This is a genomic window from Bradyrhizobium sp. CCGUVB4N, assembly GCF_024199945.1.
Classification (GTDB): Bacteria; Pseudomonadota; Alphaproteobacteria; order Rhizobiales; family Xanthobacteraceae; genus Bradyrhizobium.
The window spans coordinates 7,186,224-7,202,646 of sequence record NZ_JANADP010000001.1 but is presented as its reverse complement, the minus strand read 5'-3'; the positions used below and the strand labels follow the sequence as shown (position 1 = coordinate 7,202,646).

The window sequence follows — 16,423 nt, the reverse complement described above, 5'->3', positions numbered from 1 at the left end:
GCGATCACCGCCTTTCATGGGAGCTGCGCGCACACAGCATTAACACCGCGCGGGCGACCAATGCGGCGGTGCAATATATTGCGATGCGGATGATGTTTCAGCTGCTCGCGATATCGCTCTTCGCGAGGTCCCACATCAGGCTGTAGGTGCCGACGGAGACGGGCAGCGGGAAGGGCGCGGCGGCTGGTCCGGTGAAGCGCTCGGCGATGACCGCCGAGACCGCGCCGACACGCGTGCCGTCGATCAGCACGAACCAGTCGCGTGCGCCTTCGTTGCGCACCGCTGGGATATCGCCGGTCGCGCCCGACAATTCCGGCTCGGTCTCGAGCAGGTGCATCGAGATGATGCCTTCGCGGTCTTGCGGCACCAGCTTTTCTTGCAGTGCATCACGCCACGCCCCGGCATTGTCGGCGGTGGGGCGCAGCCGCACCAGACCGAGCGCAGCGCCGCGGCCGGTGCCCTTGCTGATGGTGATGCGCGCGACCACGCGCAGCATGTTCATGAAATGCGCCATGGTCCGCCGCGACCATTCGGTCTGGTTGGCCAGGCGCGTCCGGTAGGCGGGACTGTCGAGCACGTCGAGCGTCGCGGTCGAATACAGCGAGAGATATTTGGGATTGGCGGCGTGCGCGACGTAGCGCCGCGCTTCCAGAAAGCCCTCGATCGCAACGCGTTCTTCCAGATGCTCGCGATCGTACCAGCGATTGAAATCGGCTTCATCTGCGGCGTCGATGTTCATCGACGTCAGCAGCATGCCTGTCCCGGCGAGCGGCATTTTCTTGTTGTCCTTCCCATGCGAACCCAGACCCTCATGGTGAGGAGCCACGAAGTGGCGTCTCGAACCATGAAGGCCCCGCTGTAGCATCGCGGCCTTTCATCCTTCGAGACGCGCTCCATCGGAGCGCTCCTCAGGATGAGGGTCTAGATCTCTAGCGTGGCATCTTAGACGCGAGGTCGGCGATCGACTTCATGACCGCGTCCCGCACGCCAGCATCATAGAGCGAATGTCCGGCTTCTTCCACGATCCTGACCTCGGAACCCGGCCAAACTTTCGCGAGCGCCTGAGATGTCTCAGGAGGGCACAACAGGTCGTAGCGTCCTTGCACGATGATGCCCGGAATGCCGGCGAGCCGGGGAGCGTTTCGCAACAACTGGTCTTCGCTCATGAAGGAATTGTTGACGAAATAATGCGCCTCCATGAACGGCGTCGCCGGCAGCGTGCGCCAGACGTTGAGCGAGGCAAGGTCGATGCGTGTCTTGGCCGGCTTGTGCTCCGACAGGGCGCGTTCGGTGTCATGCCAGGCGCGCGAGGCAGGTCCGTGCACGGCCGGATCGGCATCGAGGATGCGGCGATAATAGGCTTGCACCGGCTGCGCGCGTTCCTCCGGCGGCAGAACACTCAGAAAATCCTCGTGCAGCGTTGGATAGAACTGCGCCAGGCGCGAGGTGAAGGCGATCTCGACCTCTGCCTGCGTGCCCAGGAAGGTCGCGCGCAGCGCAATGCCGGAGACGCGCTCGGGATGAGCCTGCGCGTAGGCCAGCGCCAGCGTGGCACCCCAGGAGCCGCCGACCACCATCCAGCGTGCGATGCCGAACCTTTCGCGGATCTTCTCCATGTCCGCGATCAGATGCGCCGTCGTGTTGTGCTCGCGCGAGCCCTTCGGACGGCTGCGGCCACAGCCGCGCTGGTCGAACAGCACGGCATGCATGCGCTCGGGATCAAAGAGCCGGCGATGATCCGGCTGGCAGCCGCTGCCCGGCCCGCCATGCAAATAGATGGCGGGGATGCCGTCGGCGCGGCCGACGCTCTCGACATGGAGCTCGTGGTCATCGCCGACATCCACCATCTCGGAGGTCAGCGGCGCAAAGGGATCGGCACGTCTGGCCGATGCGGCCGCGTCGGCGTCAGGCGTCATTCCCGGATTCCAGAGTGCCGCCGGCAAAATTGCGATAGAGGAAGCGGTTGGTTTCGCCCTCGGCCTCGCGCTCGGCCTGCTTGAAGATGGTCTCGTGCAGCGGCGACAGCGCGCAGGCCGGGTCGGTGTTGGCGGCATCACCGGTCAGCGCGAAGGCCTGGCAGCGGCAGCCGCCAAAATCGATCTCGCGGAATTCGCAGGTCTTGCACGGCTCCTTCATCCAGCCGGTGCCGCGATAGCGGTTGAAGGCGTCGGAGTTCTGCCAGATCCAGGCGATCGAATGATTGGAGCGCACCGACTCGAAGTCGAGCCCGGTGATGCTCTCGGCGGCGTGGCAGGGCAGCACCTTGCCGGCGGGCGAGATGTTGAAGAACTGCCGGCCCCAGCCGCCCATGCACTTCTTCGGCCGCAGCGCGTAGTAATCCGGCACGACGTAATCGATCGCGAGCGTGCCTTTCAGCCGTTCGCGCGCCTCCTCGACGATGCGCGTGCATTCGTCGAGCTGCGCCACCGTCGGCATCAGCGCGGCGCGGTTCTTCAACGCCCAGCCGTAATACTGGACGTTGGCGACTTCGAGCCGATCGGCGTCGAGATCGATCGACATCTGGATGATGTCGGGAAGCTGATGCAAATTCTGCCGGTGCATCACCGCATTCACGGTGAGCGGCAAATCGAGCTCGCGGGTCCATTTCGCGACTTCGAGCTTCTTGCGGTGGCCGCCCTTGTAGCCGGCGACGCGGTCGGCGAGCCCTTCTTCGATGCCCTGGAAGGAGATCTGCACGTGGCAGAGCCCGGCATCGGCAAGCTCGCCGAGCCGCTCGCGCGTCAGCAGCACGGCCGAGGTGATGAGGTTGGTGTAGAGCCCGACGTCGCTGGCATGCTTGACCAGCTCGACCAGATCCTTCCGCGCGGTCGGCTCGCCGCCGGAGAAATGCACCTGCAGCACGCCGATCTCGGCGAGCTCGCTCAGCACTTTCTTCCATTCGTCGGTGGTCAGCTCCTTGCCCGAGCGATCGAGTTCGACTGGGTTGGAGCAATAGGGGCACTGCAGCGGGCAGCGATGGGTGATCTCGAGCAGCACCGCGAGCGGAATACCAAACGTCTCCGCCGTCGAACGCTGTTTCTCCAGCACTGCGAGGCTGTCGCTGGCGTCGGGCGGGATGGTTGGGAGCACATCGCTCATGGCGTCTTCTCCCGGGCCTCGGTGAGAAAGCCTTTGTCGGCGAGATCCTGCAGCATGACGATGACGTCGGCCAGGATCGCCTCGCGCGGTGCGGCGTATTTCGCCGCGAGCTGGTCGGACACATCGCCGACAGTGCGCTTGCCGTCGCAGAGCTGCAAGACCTCGACCGCGATCTCATCCGGCGCCAGCACGCGTTCCGGCGCCAGGATCACCCAGACCTTTCGCGTCTCGTCATATTTCAGCTTGGCATGCCGCGGCAGCACGGGGCGGCTTGCCTCGCTGACGCTGATGTTCCGCGGCCCGGCCATTGCTGTTGTCCCTAACTTGCCTTGGGCACGAACGCGCCCGGCGGAATGTTGCCTTCGACATAGGCGTGCTGGAGCGCATCGAGCTGCACCCACAGCACGTTGGTCTTGAAGATCAGCGCATTGCAGACCTGCGCGCGCTGCTCCGGCGTCGTGGCGTGCGCCTTGACGTAATCGAGCGCAAAGCCGGCATCGCGCGGCGCCTGCGCCAGGCGGCGCTTGAAATAGCTCATGATGTCGGGATTGACGAAGTCGTAGTGCTCCAGCATCCCGGAGATGCGCTCCTCATGCAGGTTCGGGGCGAACAGCTCGGTGAGCGAGGAGGCGATCGCCTCCAGTGGCGACTTCTCGCGGCAGTAGTGGACGTAAGCCTCCACCGCGAAGCGCGTCGCCGGCAGGATGCCTTCGGTCGATTCCACGTAAGCCGGGTCGAGGCCGAGGCCGGTGGTCAGCTTGAGCCAGCGCTCGATGCCGCCCTCGGAGCCGACGTCGCCGTCATGATCCTCGATGCGGTGGCGCCATTCCAGCCGCGTGGCGCGGTCGCGGAAGCGCGAGATCACCACCGCGTCCTTGATCGGGATCGTGCTCTGGTAATAGTAGCGGTTCAGCGCCCAGGCCTGCACCTGGCCCTTGTTGAGCTTGCCGCCGTGCAGGAGCTTATGGAACGGATGCAGGCTGTGATAGCGCGTCGCCCCGATGTGGCGCAGCGTCGCTTCCAGCTCCTCGGCGGAGTTGAGCTTGATGTCCTTGCCGACCGACAGCGCAGTCATCCCAGTCATGGACGCGGCATTCACAGCACGATCTCCGTTCCGTCGGCGGGTATCTGCCAGCCCGCGGCCTCAGCCGTCTTGCGTTCAGGCGAGGCTGGCAGCAGCGCCGGGTTCGAGTTGTTGATATGCAGAAACATCTTCCTGTCGATATTGAGATCGGCCAGCCGCGCGATCGCGCCATCGTGACCGGACATCGCGACATGGCCCATGCTCTTGCCGGTCTTGTGGCCGAGCCCGGCCCTGATCATCTCGTCATCCTGCCAGACCGTGCCGTCGAAGAACACCAGCGCGGCACCGTCGATCTCGGCCTTGAGCGCATCGGTGACCTCGGCGCAGGCGGCGATGAAGTAGAAGCACTTGCCGGTCGACTTGTCGGTGACCTTCAGCCCCAGCGTATCGCCGTCGCCGCTTTCGCCGCCGGGATGCGCCTTGCCTTCGAGATACCAGGCCGATTTGCCGGGTACGGCGAACGGCAGCACCTCGAGTCCTGAGCGCGCGCCGTCAGGCAATCGCGGCTCAAAGGGTTCGCTGATGCCGATCGGCTGGCGCTTGACGTTCTTCTCGTTCAGCACGTTGAAGATGCTGTTGCTGGCCAGGATCGCCAGCACCTTCTCATGCGCATAGACCGTGAAGGGCGAGCCCTCGCGCATCGAGAGCAGGCCCGCGACCGCATCGACTTCGCTGTTGGTCAGGATCACGCCTGCGACAGGCGTATGGCGCAGGCTGCCTGCCTTGGGATGCAGCTGCGGCGTGGCATTCAATTGCTGGCGAAGATCGGGGGAGGCGTTGATCAGGAACCAGTGCTCGCCGTCGCCGCTGAAGGCAACCGAGGCCTGGGTTCGATAAAGCTCATGTCCGCCAGCACGGGCCGCCCGGCAGCCCTCACACCCGCAATTCCATTGCGGGACTCCGCCGCCAGCCCCGGCGCCCAGGACGACGACGCGAAGCATGATCCGTCTCCTGGAAGCAACGTCGCCAGGTGGATCCTAGGCCAACACAGTTTCCATCATCCGGAAACCGATCGTGACCGGCAGACCCACCTGCGCAAAACGCGTACTCACCAACCGCTTACTTGCGGGTGGCGCTCACATACATGTTGATTTCCATGCCGCAGGGCACTTCGACGATCTTGGGGGCTTTCCAGGCCATTTTGGCTCTCCATTTTCGCGATTTCGGACGTTTACGCCCGGGGGGTAAGTTACTGCGGGCGCAAAAGTTCGCCAGTGAAATTTTCCCGAGAAAGCCATGTTGCGCCGCAAAAATTCGTGGTGGAACATCACTTCTCGTGACGCTGCCTTGCGCCCGGCGCATTCGGTCGCGAACCCTGTCCTGATAAAGCAGTTGTGAGTGCGGTGCAGCTTTCAATCCGATACAGGCGCCTCTAGCTGGATCCCGTGATGCCCAAATACTTCTTCAACACCCGTATCGGCGATGAATTGATCGTGGACCCCGACGGCGAGGATCTGCGCAATCCCGATCGCGCCTGGGAGGTCGCCCGCCAGATGATCCTGGAGGTGGTGAAATCCGAAGGCGCCCAGCCGGCGCTGATGGAGGCGGTGATCGAGGTCACCGACGTCGAAGGCGAGATCGTGCTGGAATTCCCGTTTACCGAGGCGTTGCTGGACATGCCTGACCAGTCGGCGACGCGGCACTAACCCGCTCTTCCTCCCTGCGAAATCCGCATGGCTTTGCTGCGTTCCCGGCGCTAAAAGACGCCGGTCACACGGAGCACGTCATGCAAGATCTCTGGCGCCTGTCGGCCGCCGACCTCGCCACCCTCGTCAAATCCAGGAAGGTGTCCGCCCGGGAGGCGGCCAAGGCCGGCCTCGACCGCCTGGACGCCGTCAATCCAAAGCTGAACGCCGTGATCGACCACCGGCCCGAGGACGTGCTCAAGCAGGCCGATGCCGTCGATGCCGCCATCGCGCGGGGCGAGGACCCCGGCGTGCTCGCCGGTGTGCCCGTCACCATCAAGGCCAATGTCGACCAGGAGGGCTTCGCCACCACCAACGGCCTGAAGCTCCAGCGCGACCTGATCGCGCGCGAGGACAACCCGGTGGTCGCCAACTTCCGTAAATCCGGCGCGGTTCTCCTTGGGCGCACCAATTGCCCGGCCTTCTCCTATCGCTGGTTCACAACCAATCTCGTCCACGGCGATACCAAGAATCCGCGCGATGCCGCGCTGACCCCGGGCGGCTCGTCCGGCGGCGCCGGCTCGGCGGTCGCGGCCGGCATCGGCCACATCGCCCATGGCACCGACATCGCCGGCTCGATCCGCTATCCCGCCTATGCCTGCGGCGTGCATGGCCTGCGACCGACCTTGGGCCGCATCCCCGCCTTCAATCCGGCGCTGCCGGAACGTCCGATCGGCCCGCAGATCATGGCCGTGTCGGGCCCGCTGGCCCGCACGGTGAATGATTTGCGCATCTCGCTTGCCGCGATGTCGGCGCGCGACGCGCGCGATCCCTGGTATGTGCCGGTGCCGCTGGAAGGCGAGGTGCGCGAGAAGCGCGCTGCGATCTGTCTCAACCCGGATGGCCTCGCCACCACGCCCGAGGTGAAGGCGGCCGTGATCGACGCCGGCAAGCGCCTCGAGCGCGCCGGCTGGACCGTCGAGGTGATTGAAAACACCCCGCCGATGCGCGAAGCGGTCGAGTGGCAGCGAAAACTCTGGCTCGGCGATGCCTATGAGGCGCAGCTCGAAATGGCGGAGCGCGAGGGCGATCCCGGCGCACTGGCCTGCCTGCGCGGCAACCGCGCCAAGGTCACGCCGATGGACCAGGCCAACTACGCGCAGGCGCTGAGCCGCCGCGCCACGCTGACCCGCGACTGGATGCTGTTCTTCGAAAAATACGCCGTGGTGCTGACGCCGGTCTCCAGCGAGCTGCCGTTCCCAGATCATCTCGATCGCAAGGATGCGGCCTCCTTCGAGCGCGTCTGGGAGGCGCAGCTGCCGCAGATCGCGACGCCGTTCATGGGCCTGCCGGGCCTCGTGGTCTCGACCGGTCTCGTAGGCAAGACGCCGGTCGGCGTGCACATCGTCTCCGGCCGCTATCGCGAGGATCTGTGTCTGCTCGCCGGCGAAGCGATCGAGGCGGGCGGCGTGCCGGCCTCGCCGATCGACCCCGTGGGTTAGCGATGTCCGCGATCTACGACTTCAAGGCCAATTCGCTTGCCGGCGACGAGGTCGCCCTGCGCCAGTTCGAGGGGCAGGTGCTCCTGATCGTCAACACCGCGAGCAAATGCGGCTTCACGCCGCAATATCGCGGGCTGGAGGATCTGCATCGCGATCTCTCGCCGCGCGGCTTCTCGGTGCTCGGCTTTCCCTGCAACCAGTTCGGCGCGCAGGAGCCGGGGCAGGCCGCCGAGATCCAGTCGTTCTGTTCGACCAACTACGACGTCACGTTTCCGCTGTTCGAGAAGATCGACGTCAACGGCGCCCACGCGCATCCCCTGTATGAGTACCTGAAACGTCAGCAATCCGGCCTGTTGGGCGCCTCCATCAAATGGAATTTCACCAAATTCCTGGTGGACCGTGCCGGCTACGTGATCGCGCGCTATGCGCCGACCGCGCGGCCGGAAGGATTGCGGCAGAAGATCGAGACCCTGTTATGAGCGAGACAATCATGAGCGACGAATTTCCGGACCGCCTGTCGGTCGACCCCAACAGCCCCTATTACAACGCCGACATCCTCCAGCGCGACGTCGGCATCCGCTTCAAGGGCATCGAGAAGACCAATGTCGAGGAGTACTGCATCAGCGAAGGCTGGGTCCGCGTCACCGCGGGGAATGCCAAGGACCGTTACGGCAACCCGCTGACCATCAAGGTGCATGGTCCGGTCGAGCCGTATTTCCGGGACAAGAAGTAAGCGTAGCGTCAAATGCATCACCGTCACCCTGAGGTGCTCGCCTCTTCGGCGAGCCTCGAAGGGCGACGGCCCGGCTGCAGCTCGGCCGTTCATCCTTCGAGGCTCCCGGCGCGATGCTAGTGCATCGCGCCACTCGCACCTCAGGATGACGGGCAGGCAGTCACGAAGTCTCTCTTGACCACCGAGGCCACCCATGTCCGTCCGCATCGTCGACGTCCGCGAAATCACCAAGCCGATCTCGTCCCCGATCCGCAACGCCTATATCGACTTCACCAAGATGACGACGAGCCTCGTCGCCGTCGTCACCGACGTGGTCCGCGACGGCAAGCGCGTGGTCGGCTACGGCTTCAATTCCAACGGCCGCTACGGGCAGGGCGGCCTGATCCGCGAGCGTTTCGCCGCGCGCATCACCGAGGCCGATCCGAAGTCGCTGCTCAACGCTGCCGGCGACAATCTCGACCCCGACAAGGTCTGGGCCGCGATGATGACCAATGAGAAGCCGGGTGGCCATGGCGAACGCTCGGTCGCGGTCGGCACCATCGACATGGCGGTGTGGGATGCTGTTGCGAAGATCGCGGGCAAGCCGCTGTTTCGCCTGCTCGCCGAACGTCACGGCCTGACAGCCAATCCGCGCGTGTTCGTCTACGCCGCCGGCGGCTATTACTATCCCGGCAAGGACCTCTCGATGCTGCGGGCTGAGATGCGCGGCTATCTCGATCGTGGCTACAACGTCGTGAAGATGAAGATCGGCGGCGCCGACATCGACGAAGACCGCACCCGCATCGAGGCGGTGCTGAAAGAGATCGGCAAGGACGCGCAGCTCGCCGTCGACGCCAACGGCCGCTTCAACCTCGAGACCGGCATCGCCTACGCCAAGATGCTGCGCGATTATCCCTTGTTCTGGTACGAGGAGGTCGGCGATCCCCTCGACTACGCGCTGCAGGCAGCGCTTGCCGAGTTCTATCCCGGCCCGATGGCCACAGGCGAGAATCTCTTCAGCCACCAGGACGCCCGCAACCTCATCCGCTACGGCGGCATGCGCCCCGACCGCGACTGGCTGCAGTTCGACTGCGCGCTGTCCTACGGCCTGTGCGAATACCAGCGCACGCTGGAAGTGTTGAAGACTTACGGCTGGTCCCCCAGCCGCTGCATCCCGCACGGCGGCCACCAGATGTCGCTCAACATTGCAGCTGGCCTGGGCCTCGGCGGCAACGAAAGCTACCCCGACCTGTTCCAGCCCTATGGCGGCTTCCCCGACGGCGTCCGCGTCGAGAACGGCCACATCACCATGCCCGATCTCCCCGGCATCGGCTTCGAAGGCAAGTCCGATCTCTACAAGGAGATGAAGGCGCTGGCGGAGTAGCGTTGGCGACGACGGCCGCGCCACGCACTCAGTGTCGTCCCGGCGAACGCCGGGACCCATAACCCCAGGGAGGAGTTATGGTGCGCACTGGTCACTCCGAGTCTTCGCCAAACCAAATCCTGTGGCTATGGGTCCCGGATCTGCGCTTCGCTTGTCCGGGACGACAGTTGAGTTCGCATCGTGGCATCCGCCACCGCCATCGGCTGCCGAACCCCGTACATCAATGATCGCCAGAGCCATTCGAGCGGGCCGTAGCGGTAGTGGCGCAGCCACCATGTGCTGAAGCGCAACTGGCCGGCGTAGACGATGATGCCGATGGCAAGCGCCGGGGTGATGCCGAGCCGGCCGAACTGGCCGAGGCCATAGCCGTAGAAGATCCAGCCGAAGATGATGGATTGTGCGACGTAGTTGGTGAAGGCCATGCGGCCCAGCGGTGCGGCCCAGCCGAGCAGCTTCTTGCCGCGCTCGAAACTTGCAGCGAAGAGGATGGCGGCACCGTAGCCCAGCGCCAGCAGGATGGTGCCGAGCGGCTCGATGCCGCGATAAAGCAGGCCCGCGCCGAGGCCGATCGCGGGAAGCGCGATGGCGAACAGGCCGCGGGGATTTTGCACGATGCGGCTGCGCCAGGCGAGCGCGCCGACGAGAAACAGCCCGATCGTGCGCAGGAAGACGAAGGCGTGCAGGGAGGCGATGAGGGGAATTTCGCGCAGGCGAAACGCCAGCACGTCGAGGAAGCCGCCCGTCGCATAGATGCGGTTGGCGTCCATGACGTCCTGCCAGATCGCGGCCCGGCTCGGAAACAATCCGGCCGGCGGAAAGGCCTGCATGGCCAGATACAGCGCGAGGGACAGCAGCGCGGCAAGCGTCAGCAGCCAGCGCGGACCGAACAGGAATGGCAGCACGATGAACCCGGCCAGCGCATATTCGGTGAGAATGTCGCCGTTCCAGATCAGGCACAGATGAATGATGCCGAACACCAGCAGCACGGCGAGCCGGCGGACGAGCAGCACAATGCGGCGCTCACTGGTTGCGAGACGGTCGAATTGAATGGCGAGCCCTGCGCCGAACAGCAGCGAAAACAGCGCGAATGCCTTGAGTTCGACAGCCTCCGTCAGGATCGTCTCGATGGCGCGATCGACTGGCGAGGCCAGCATTCTGGGGCCGAGAAATTGGTCGAAGATCGAAACGCGAAATTCCATCACCAGGTTGATGGCCATGACGCCGAACAGGGCGATGCCCCGCAGCACGTCGATGGCATCGATCCGCTCCGCGGGGGGCGTCGGCCTGGGGACCGCGGCGCTGTTGGACGTCATGGGAGAATTCAGGTGCGTTGGATGAGTGACCGCAAGCTCCTTATATCGGTCACTGACTCGATCTCATAGACCGACTTCACCAATTGCTCCGACTTGTCCCGCCCCACCACCGGCGCGATCAGGTCGCGCGCCTTGTCGATGACCTCTTCGCGCGTCATCGGGTTGCGCGGGGTGCCGCGCACGGCGGTGACACGCTCGGAGAGCTTGCTTCCGTCGGCAAGCTCGATCTCGACCACGGCGACGCGCACCGGCAACAGTTTTGCGAGCTCCTCGTCGCGCACCAGATTCACCTTGGCCCGCATCTGCAGGACGGCTGCATCCTGCATGCGCGGCTTGTCGTGTGCGGCGTGGAAGGACGCGGTCTTGTCGAGCAGCATCACGGCGACCATGTGCTGCAGGCAGATGTCGGGGATGTCGCGATTGTCCACGATCTCCGCGACCGGCGGCGCGAGGCGCACCGTCACGCGGCCGACCTCTTCGGCCTCGAACGCGTGCCTGCCGCGGATGGCGTAGATCGCATCGAGCGGGCCCTGGATCGGCGAGCCCACCGTCCACTTCTTGATGTCGGTGCCCGCGATCTCGTAGCGCTCGCCGAGCTTGTCCACGAGCTTGCCGAGCGTGGCCTTGGGCGCATGAGCCTGGAAGTAATTGTCCGGCCCCGAGAACACGTCGTCGACGCCGTTCCAGTCCGAGCGCACCAGCAGCGCCGAGGTGACGCCGTTGCGGGCCGGCATGCCGGCAAACACAAAACCTTTCTCGATATGGTCGACATCGCGCCGCCACACGATGAAGCCGGAGGATTGTTGCGCGGCATAATCGAGCACCCAGCGCATCCGCTGCGCGTCGAAGCCGGCGACACAGGCGGCTGCCGCGGAGGCGCAGAACGTGCCGGAGATGCTGTGCGTGCTGAGCAGGCTGTCATAGCTGAAATCGGCCCCGCCCATCGCCACCACCACGCGCGTGCCGACATCGTAGCCGAGCGTCACCGCGCGCAGGAAATGCCCGCCCTCGATCCCGAGATGCTCGCCGAGCGCAAGGGCTGCGGGGATGACCGAGCAGCCCGGATGCGAGCGCGACGGGCTGTGGGAATCGTCGGTCTCATCGGCATGCGCCATCACGCCATTGGCGAGCGCGGCCTCGACCGGCGATGCCGTCATCGCAGTGCCGGCCACAGTCGAAGAGCCCTGCGTGCCATTGGCGCGGATATAGCGCTGTGCCGCCTGGCCGGGCGGCAGCTCCGATCCCGAGATCATCGATGCCAACGAGTCGAGGATGTGATGTTTTGCCTGTTCGACCACATCAGGCGGAAGGGCCCGGGATTTGGCGGCGCTCATGTAGTCGCACAGCGCCGTCATCTCCGGACTCGTGAGGGGGCCTTCCGCGAAACCGCGTGCGGGCGCGAGGGCGAGTCCGGTGGTTGTCAGCCTGAGAAAGTCGCGTCGTTTCATGGTGTCCCGTCTTTGGTGCAGGAATTCCGGTGAAACGGATAGCGCTGAAGGTGACCGTGTGTCCAGTCGGCGGGCGCCATTCGCGGCTTCTTAGGGCCGAGCCAAATACTTCGCTGTCATGCCCCGGCTTGACCGGGGCATCCAGTACGCCGCGGCGGATGTGGTGGGAGCGAGCTCTTCAACGCCGCCCTCTGGAATGGTGGATCGCCCGGTCAAGCCGGGCGATGACGCCGTCTGTGTTGCAACGCCTCAGCCGCCTACGACAGCCGCATATCCAGCAGCCTGCGTCCTTCGCCCTTGAGCAGCTTCTTCACCGCGCTCGATGCCACGACCTCGCCGTCATTGGCGTAGGCTTCGTGGTTCTTCTCGATGTCGTCGAGGCGGTAGAGGTAGTTCACCATGACGCTGGCGGACTCGCGCACGCCTTTGGGCGAGAGGTCGCCGAGCCAGTTGATGCGCTCGAGCCGGGCGCCGTTGCCGAGATGAAAGCGGGCGACGGAGTCGATCAGGCGGTTCTTCGGCGTACGCGCTTTCAGGAAGTAGTGGGCGGCGAGCGGCTCGATCACGCCGCGCAGCTGCGCGGTGGTCTCGGGATTCTCATACCATTTGGGATCGTCGAGGCGCTTCAGGATCTCGCGGTCCTCCTCCGACAACGGCAGGTCCTTGTCCTGCTTCACCCATGGCATGAAGCCCGGCACCGGCGACAGCGTCACGAAGGTGTCGAGTTTCGGCGTTTCGCGGCGCAGTTCCTCGACCACCTGCTTGATCAGGAAGCTGCCGAAGGAGATGCCGCCAAGGCCACGTTGGGTATTCGAGATCGAATAAAACACGGCGGTGCGCGCCTTCTCGATCGGAAGGTACTGTCGATCGACGGCCAGCAGCGGCGCGATCGCGCCGGGGATGGTCTCGGTCAGCGCGACCTCGACGAAGATCAGGGGCTCGTCGACCATTGCGGGATGGAAGAACGCGTAGCAGCGCCGATCGACCGGGTCGATGCGCCGGCGCAGATCGTCCCAGTCGCTGATCTCGTGCACGGCTTCATAGCGGATGATCTTTTCGAGGATGTTGGCCGGAGTCGACCAGTCAATCCGGCGCAGCACGAGAAACCCCCTGTTGAACCACGAGGAAAGAAGATGCGAAACGTCGCGGTCGAGCGCGGCGAGATCGGTGTGTCCGTTCATCATGCCGAGCAGGTCGGCACGCATGGCGACGAGATCGCCGGTCCCGCCCGGCGCGCGGTTGAGGCGGCGAATCAGCTCCTGCCGCCGCGGTTCCGAGGCGAAGTGCAGCGAGCTCGCGTCCTCGTCGGTCGGCTCAGCGCTCCACTTCTCGATCGCCTTGGTCAGCCGTTCCCGGTCCGGGCCGAAATCGCGCACCAGCGCGTCGAAAAAGGCGCGGCGTCCCGTCGCATCCAGCTCCCCGTAGAGATCGAGCACCTCGCGCGCCATGGCTGTGCCCGAGGCCTCGCCCCGGCCCGACAGCAGCGCGCCGCAGAGCTCGATCAGCCCGTCGGCATCCTGTTTCGTATCGGCAGAATCGCGGCGCAACAGCGTGCGGCCGCGCTCGGAAATGGTAGCAAGCAGGTCGGAGAAGAAGGCGTTAGCCATCTGGGCCTTTCGAAACCGGGTTTGTGCGGTGCGGAAGCTTACACGGGATTTAGGCGGAAGCCGATCACAATCAAGCGGCGGCATTTTGTATCTTTGGGGGTACCATGCATCCCAACAGGGCTGTCATGTTCCGGCCGCCTTGCACGCCGTCATTGCGAGCGTAGCGAAGCAATCCAGAGTCCCTCTGTGGACGGACTCTGGATTGCTTCGTCGCTGAGCTCCTCGCAATGACGTGGGGAGAGACGCGCTCGCAATAACGGCGAGCCTCACACCTTCCCCGCGAACTCCGTCGGCGTCCGCCCGGTCACCTGGCGGAACGCTGCCGAAAAAGCCGGCACGCTGGCATAGCCGAGCTGGGTGGCGAGCTGCTTCACCGATACGTTGGCATCTGTCGATAGCCGTTGAATCGCCGCCGCAATCCTGGCGCGCTGGCACCAGCTCTTGAAGCTCAGCTGCGTCTCCGCGGAGAACAGCCGCGACAGCGTGCGTGCGGACGTTCCGACCTCGCGTGCCAGCGTGTCGATGTCGTGCAGGCCGGTGGGATCGTCGAGCACGATCATCGCGGCGCGCCGGCAGCGCGGCTCGTGCGGCAGCGGCACGAAGGTCGCGGAATCCTCCGCCTGGTGCAATTCCAGCATCACCAGGCGCACCAGCAGCTCGGTGCGCTCCTCGGTGTTGCGTGCATCGAACAGCGCGAGGATCGCCTGGTTGAGCAGCGGCGACACCCGCACCACGAATTCCCTGGTCAGTCCTTCGTAGCGCTGCTCGCGCTTGAGCCAGGCGAGGTCGAAGTACAGCGTGCGCATCTCGATGTCGGCGAGCAGGTCGATGGCATGCTGGAGCCCGGCCGGCACCCAGACCGCGCGGTCCGGCGGCACCAGCCAGCGTCCCCCGGGCGTGTTCACCTGCATCGTGCCCTTGGCCGCATAGATCAGTTGCGACTCGCGGTGCATGTGCAGATCGATCCGCATGCCCCTGGGATAGTCGCGCGCGACCAGGTGCACGCCCGCGGTGGAGCGGTGGTTGCCCTGGACCTCCCTCAGGATTGGCGTTTCCAAAATTGGCGTTTCCAAGATTGGCGTCTCCAAGACAGTCATTGGCAGCATCCCGTCATGGCTCCGACATATAACTCATTTCGGAGCAGGAGAGGATTCCGAATGAACAGCCCCAGCCGGGTCATCAGTTTCGTCAACGCCGGTCATTTCATCGACCATTATGCGATGTTGATCTTCGCCGCCGCCGTGATCATCATGGGGCCGGCGCTCGGCATGGCCTATTCGGAACTGCTTCCCTACGCGACCCCCGGTTTCATCGCCTTCGGCGCCGGCTCGCTGCTCACGGGCTGGCTCGGGGACCGCTGGAGCCGCCGCCACATGATGTTGATCTTCTTCATCGGCATCGGCGCTTCCATGATCTCGGTCGGCTTTGTGCAGACCCCCGTGCAACTCGGCGCCGCGCTGCTCGCGATCGGCATCTTCGCCTCGATCTATCACCCCGTCGGCACCGCGATGATCGTGTCCTATGCCGAGCGGCTCGGCCGCGAGATGGGCATCAACGGCGTCTGGGGCAATCTCGGCGTCGCTTCGTCGGCGCTGGTCACCGGCGTGATCGGCCAGTATCTCGGCTGGCGTTTCGCCTTCATCGTCCCCGGCATCGTCACCATCCTGATCGGCATCGCCTTTGCGATGCTGGTCGTGCACGAGGACCGCAAGGGTTCGAAGCAGGCGGCCGCCCAAGCCCGCGTCGCCAAGCAGGACATGTGGCGCGTGGTGCTGTCGCTGCTCATCGTCGTGATCGCGATCTCGACCACCTTCAACGCCGTCACCGTCGCACTGCCGAAACTGTTCGCGGAGCGGCTCGCCGACCTGACCAAGAGCCCGGCGTTGCTCGGCGTCATCGCGGCCTGCGTCTACGTGTTCGGTGCCATGACGCAGTACACGATCGGCCGACTGCTGGATCGTTATTCGCTGAAGACGGTGGCCTTGCCGCTGTCCTTCATGCTTGCGCCGTTTCTCTATCTCGCAGCCAGCCTGTCCAATCTGCCGCTGATATTGGTGTCGATCGGCATCGTCATGGGCGCGTTCGGACAGGTCACGGTCAACGACGCCATGGTCGGCAAATACACATCCGAAGAATGGCGCTCGCGCGCCTATGCCGTGCGCTATTTCATCGGCTTCACCGCGGCGGGCGCGTCGGTGGGCCTGGTCGCCTGGCTCTACGAGCAGGGTGGTTTCGTCACCATGCTGCACGCGTTTGCGGGCCTGTGCCTGCTGGCGATTGCGGCGGCGATCATCCTCCCGCGCGAGATCCGGACGCCGGTGGCGGCGTGAGGGGGCTTGCTACGCAAGCTCCCGCACCGGGTCCTGCGGCGCGGCGAGGCATGATCTGACGCAGGCCCGTGCCAGCAGGTCGGTCGGGTCCAGCAAGGCCGCGCCCAGATCGTTGTTGAGGGCGGCCAGCGCCAGCGCAATTTCCGTGCAGGCCATCGCAACGTGCGAACTGCCCCTGACGGCGAGCGCTTCTGCTTCCCTGCCAAGGATGCCCGCGGCTTCGTCCGTACGTCCTGCCTTGACGAGACGGATCGCGCGCATCGCCTCCCTGAAATTGCGTCAGCGGCGGTCTCGTCCGCTGTTAAGGGAAGGCCGGACG

The 16,423-nt window shown here is 64.9% G+C and carries 18 protein-coding genes; 6 read left to right on the top strand and 12 right to left on the bottom strand.

Features of this window, described 5'->3' with window-relative positions:
- Nucleotides 1–97 precede the first annotated feature (97 nt).
- From NLM31_RS33440 to pqqA, 7 genes are all read right to left on the bottom strand, one after another.
- Nucleotides 98–775 carry a DUF4286 family protein gene (locus NLM31_RS33440; RefSeq protein ID WP_254195025.1) on the bottom strand — a complete coding sequence of 226 codons (678 nt, stop codon included), beginning with the start codon at nt 773–775 and terminating at the stop codon, nt 98–100.
- Nucleotides 776–929: 154 nt separating this feature from the next.
- Nucleotides 930–1,916, bottom strand: coding sequence for a prolyl aminopeptidase (gene pip / locus NLM31_RS33435; RefSeq protein WP_254195024.1), 987 nt, complete (start codon nt 1,914–1,916; stop codon nt 930–932).
- On the bottom strand, nt 1,906–3,099 hold the full coding sequence (gene pqqE, locus NLM31_RS33430) for a pyrroloquinoline quinone biosynthesis protein PqqE (RefSeq protein ID WP_254195023.1): 1,194 nt from the start codon (nt 3,097–3,099) through the stop codon (nt 1,906–1,908). Before pqqE ends, pip begins: the two co-directional genes overlap by 11 nt.
- Nucleotides 3,096–3,407, bottom strand: coding sequence for a pyrroloquinoline quinone biosynthesis peptide chaperone PqqD (gene pqqD / locus NLM31_RS33425; RefSeq protein ID WP_254195022.1), 312 nt, complete (start codon nt 3,405–3,407; stop codon nt 3,096–3,098). The genes pqqE and pqqD overlap by 4 nt, the downstream gene beginning before the upstream one ends.
- Before the next feature lie 11 nt (nt 3,408–3,418).
- Nucleotides 3,419–4,198: a pyrroloquinoline-quinone synthase PqqC gene (gene pqqC, locus NLM31_RS33420; RefSeq protein ID WP_254195021.1), complete on the bottom strand. Its 780-nt coding sequence runs from the start codon at nt 4,196–4,198 to the stop codon at nt 3,419–3,421.
- Complete coding sequence (gene pqqB / locus NLM31_RS33415) at nt 4,195–5,124, bottom strand: pyrroloquinoline quinone biosynthesis protein PqqB (RefSeq protein WP_254133529.1); 930 nt, start codon at nt 5,122–5,124, stop codon at nt 4,195–4,197. The genes pqqC and pqqB overlap by 4 nt, the downstream gene beginning before the upstream one ends.
- Before the next feature lie 118 nt (nt 5,125–5,242).
- Nucleotides 5,243–5,323 (bottom strand): pyrroloquinoline quinone precursor peptide PqqA, encoded by an 81-nt coding sequence (gene pqqA / locus NLM31_RS33410; RefSeq protein WP_007595659.1) that lies wholly within the window; start codon nt 5,321–5,323, stop codon nt 5,243–5,245.
- 248 nt (nt 5,324–5,571) lie between these two features.
- Here pqqA and NLM31_RS33405 point away from each other — a divergent pair, with 248 nt between their 5' ends.
- The 5 genes from NLM31_RS33405 to tarD all read left to right on the top strand — a co-directional run bounded on the left by NLM31_RS33405 (nt 5,572) and on the right by tarD (nt 9,406).
- Nucleotides 5,572–5,829, top strand: a complete 258-nt coding sequence (locus NLM31_RS33405) for a DUF6894 family protein (protein ID WP_254133528.1) — start codon at nt 5,572–5,574, stop codon at nt 5,827–5,829.
- Nucleotides 5,830–5,909: 80 nt separating this feature from the next.
- Entirely contained in the window at nt 5,910–7,310 is a 1,401-nt protein-coding gene (locus tag NLM31_RS33400) for an amidase family protein (RefSeq protein ID WP_254195020.1), read from the top strand.
- 2 nt (nt 7,311–7,312) lie between these two features.
- The gene (locus NLM31_RS33395; protein WP_254195019.1) at nt 7,313–7,789 is read left to right on the top strand and encodes a glutathione peroxidase; all 477 of its coding nucleotides are present in this window, start codon (nt 7,313–7,315) and stop codon (nt 7,787–7,789) included.
- On the top strand, nt 7,786–8,043 hold the full coding sequence (locus tag NLM31_RS33390) for a DUF3297 family protein (RefSeq protein ID WP_254133525.1): 258 nt from the start codon (nt 7,786–7,788) through the stop codon (nt 8,041–8,043). Before NLM31_RS33395 ends, NLM31_RS33390 begins: the two co-directional genes overlap by 4 nt.
- A 193-nt stretch (nt 8,044–8,236) precedes the next feature.
- The gene (gene tarD / locus NLM31_RS33385) at nt 8,237–9,406 is read left to right on the top strand and encodes a D(-)-tartrate dehydratase (RefSeq protein ID WP_254195018.1); all 1,170 of its coding nucleotides are present in this window, start codon (nt 8,237–8,239) and stop codon (nt 9,404–9,406) included.
- Nucleotides 9,407–9,531: 125 nt separating this feature from the next.
- On the opposite strand, the gene NLM31_RS33380 is transcribed toward tarD, so the two are convergent.
- From NLM31_RS33380 to NLM31_RS33365, 4 genes are all read right to left on the bottom strand, one after another.
- Nucleotides 9,532–10,719: a DUF418 domain-containing protein gene (locus NLM31_RS33380; RefSeq protein WP_254195017.1), complete on the bottom strand. Its 1,188-nt coding sequence runs from the start codon at nt 10,717–10,719 to the stop codon at nt 9,532–9,534.
- Between the two features lie 8 nt (nt 10,720–10,727).
- Nucleotides 10,728–12,167 (bottom strand): MmgE/PrpD family protein, encoded by a 1,440-nt coding sequence (locus NLM31_RS33375; protein ID WP_254195016.1) that lies wholly within the window; start codon nt 12,165–12,167, stop codon nt 10,728–10,730.
- 257 nt (nt 12,168–12,424) lie between these two features.
- The gene (locus tag NLM31_RS33370) at nt 12,425–13,774 is read right to left on the bottom strand and encodes a malonyl-CoA decarboxylase (RefSeq protein ID WP_254133521.1); all 1,350 of its coding nucleotides are present in this window, start codon (nt 13,772–13,774) and stop codon (nt 12,425–12,427) included.
- A 266-nt stretch (nt 13,775–14,040) separates the two neighbouring features.
- Nucleotides 14,041–14,880, bottom strand: a complete 840-nt coding sequence (locus NLM31_RS33365; RefSeq protein WP_254195015.1) for a helix-turn-helix transcriptional regulator — start codon at nt 14,878–14,880, stop codon at nt 14,041–14,043.
- A 51-nt stretch (nt 14,881–14,931) separates the two neighbouring features.
- On the opposite strand from NLM31_RS33365, the gene NLM31_RS33360 reads away from it, so the two are divergent.
- Complete coding sequence (locus tag NLM31_RS33360) at nt 14,932–16,104, top strand: MFS transporter (RefSeq protein ID WP_254195014.1); 1,173 nt, start codon at nt 14,932–14,934, stop codon at nt 16,102–16,104.
- A 9-nt stretch (nt 16,105–16,113) separates the two neighbouring features.
- Here NLM31_RS33360 and NLM31_RS33355 read toward each other — a convergent pair whose 3' ends face one another.
- The gene (locus NLM31_RS33355) at nt 16,114–16,365 is read right to left on the bottom strand and encodes an aspartate/glutamate racemase family protein (RefSeq protein WP_254195013.1); all 252 of its coding nucleotides are present in this window, start codon (nt 16,363–16,365) and stop codon (nt 16,114–16,116) included.
- Between the last annotated feature and the right edge of the window lie 58 nt (nt 16,366–16,423).